This window comes from Comamonas testosteroni (genome assembly GCF_000761245.1).
In the GTDB taxonomy this organism is placed as follows: Bacteria; Pseudomonadota; Gammaproteobacteria; order Burkholderiales; family Burkholderiaceae_C; genus Comamonas; species Comamonas testosteroni_C.
Genome location: NZ_AWOR01000094.1, coordinates 1 through 1,956, shown reverse-complemented (window position 1 = coordinate 1,956; position 1,956 = coordinate 1). Strand labels below are relative to the sequence as shown.

6 protein-coding genes are annotated in these 1,956 nt (G+C 59.9%); all 6 read right to left on the bottom strand.

Translation table 11 applies throughout. From position 1 onward, the window contains the following. Window positions 1-129: 129 nt before the first annotated feature. The gene (locus tag P353_RS25345) at window positions 130-546 is read right to left on the bottom strand and encodes a recombination protein NinB (RefSeq protein WP_034375810.1); all 417 of its coding nucleotides are present in this window, start codon (window positions 544-546) and stop codon (window positions 130-132) included. Beyond that, complete coding sequence (locus P353_RS25340; protein ID WP_034375809.1) at window positions 543-779, bottom strand: hypothetical protein; 237 nt, start codon at window positions 777-779, stop codon at window positions 543-545. The genes P353_RS25345 and P353_RS25340 overlap by 4 nt, the downstream gene beginning before the upstream one ends. After that, a complete protein-coding gene (locus P353_RS25335) occupies window positions 776-1,261 on the bottom strand; it encodes a hypothetical protein (RefSeq protein ID WP_034375807.1) in 486 nt (161 codons plus the stop codon). The genes P353_RS25340 and P353_RS25335 overlap by 4 nt, the downstream gene beginning before the upstream one ends. Continuing rightward, window positions 1,258-1,440 carry a hypothetical protein gene (locus P353_RS25330; protein WP_034375806.1) on the bottom strand — a complete coding sequence of 61 codons (183 nt, stop codon included), beginning with the start codon at window positions 1,438-1,440 and terminating at the stop codon, window positions 1,258-1,260. Before P353_RS25330 ends, P353_RS25335 begins: the two co-directional genes overlap by 4 nt. Beyond that, window positions 1,437-1,625 (bottom strand): DUF1382 family protein, encoded by a 189-nt coding sequence (locus tag P353_RS30110; RefSeq protein ID WP_034375805.1) that lies wholly within the window; start codon window positions 1,623-1,625, stop codon window positions 1,437-1,439. The genes P353_RS25330 and P353_RS30110 overlap by 4 nt, the downstream gene beginning before the upstream one ends. Further along, window positions 1,622-1,956 (bottom strand): hypothetical protein (locus P353_RS30105; protein WP_034375804.1); only part of this gene is annotated, 335 nt, incomplete at its 5' end. The genes P353_RS30105 and P353_RS30110, both read right to left, overlap by 4 nt.

Here is a 1,956-nt window from a genome sequence, read left to right as displayed (position 1 = left end):
CTAACCCCCTGTGAAGCCATACGTCTCCAGGCTGCAACATCTCGACCAACTCAACCTGAGTCATTGACGGGTACCGATCATTGCCCACCAGGGTCAGCGCCAGGTCGCCCGGCTTGAAGTTCTGGCACATCAGTACCTTCCTCCCCAGTTATCTTTCTGCGTCCACCGCACCTGGTGCTCGGCGCCGAAGAAATGAACCCACTCGATCAACTCGCCGCACTGCTTCACGGTGAGCTTGCTTGTGCGCTCGTAGATGACGTCGAATCCGTTTCCGTCTACCGCCGGTATCATCTGCGGCTGGTCGCCCGACTCGCGCAGCCAGGCGGCCGTCAGCAACCGCTTCCAGATCAGGACGTCCCACTTCTTCCCGGCGTGCTCGACCTGGGCGGCGATGTCGGCCAGCGCCGCGTGCAGGGCCTTGTTCTGCTCCCCGCTGCGGTCCACTTCGGTGATGGCCAGCTTCTTGGGCTTGGCCAGGTCCAGGCCGGCGATGTAGCCCATGGCCTTGTTGCGGTCTGATTCGTTGCGGATCTGGAGGCTGGTCATGACGGATCCTCCACGTCCCGGCATTCTTCGCAATAGGCAAGACGCCCGGCATGTGTCAGGTAGTAACCCGACACGGTGACCAGGCCCATGCGCTCGCTGCCGAGCTCCAGATAGCCGAACTCTTCCATCTCCACTGCAAGCTTTGACTTGGTCTGGTATGGGAGGCGGTTTTCGACTTCAGCCGCGAACACCTTTTCCAACATGTTGAACACGCTTTTCGCCATACCGCTCATGGCTGCTCTCCCTGGCCCAGGGCGGCGCGATATCCAGAAACCTCCGCAATATCTCGGTCGTACTCGCGGCGCGTAACTGGGTGCATGTCTTCCGGCAGTTGGCCTCCGAACTTCTGGAGCATTTCCCCTTGCAAAGAGTTGGTGCACTCCATCAGCGCATTGCGCAGCTTTGAGATGACCGAAAATATCTCGACCGGCAGGTGCGCCATGAAGTCCAGGGAGCATTCGACAGAAACGGCAGCACCGCAGGAGGTCGCGCTATCGCTAACAATCTGGCGCAGGCGTTCGTTCTCAGCCTTCAGCTCCGCATTCACCTGCTCGTAGGCTTCGTAGCCGGTGCGTAGGCCGGATACTTCGGCGCGGAGACGGTCGCGCTCGGCCAGGAGCGCCTGGGCGATGGAATGGAACTGACGGCGGGATAACTCGCTTTCCATCGCCATACTGAATGGCATTCCGATTGCAGCTCTGGTTATTTCGCTCATGACCGAGCCCCCTTGCGCCCACACCATTTGAGGTAGAAGAACCCACCAAGAAGGATTGGCCACACCAACGAGCCCACGAAGATCAGGGCTGTTAGCTTGAAGCTTGACTTGATTGCGAGCGTCAGCCCGGTGAGCAAGCCGATGTGCATGCATGCCATCATGAAATAGATCTGGGTCATGTCCGTTGCTCCGCTGCTTCCGCGATCAATGCCATGCGCTCAAAGCGCTCAGCAGCCTGGCTGGCGAGATTGGCCATGTCCGACTCATCCACCACCGGCATGCACACGAAACGAATACCGTGCTTGACCATGGTGTTCGCCATCTCAAGGGATTGGCGTAGCTGTGCTGGGTTTGCTCGTTTCATGACGAATGCTCCGCGCCGCGCTGTGCATCGCGCTTGATGTTCATTTTTGCCAGCAGCAACTCGCGGGCTGACTTGCCGTCGGCCGGGATGCCTTGCTGAATGATTTTTGCCTGGACCTGCTGGTCGGCCAGCTCGTTGGCGAGTTCGAAGGCCGTCTTCTGGCTGTCGTGGCCGATCCCGGTGAGGATCTTCCCGTTCAGCGGCTGGCCCTCCTGGGCGCGGCGAATGACCACGGCGTAGTTGTGGTCGAAGCGCTGGCGAAGGCCCTTGTCTTCCTGCTTGGCTGAACGCAGGTCGAAGATTCCGGTCTCGTTGGCAGCGATGCGCACGC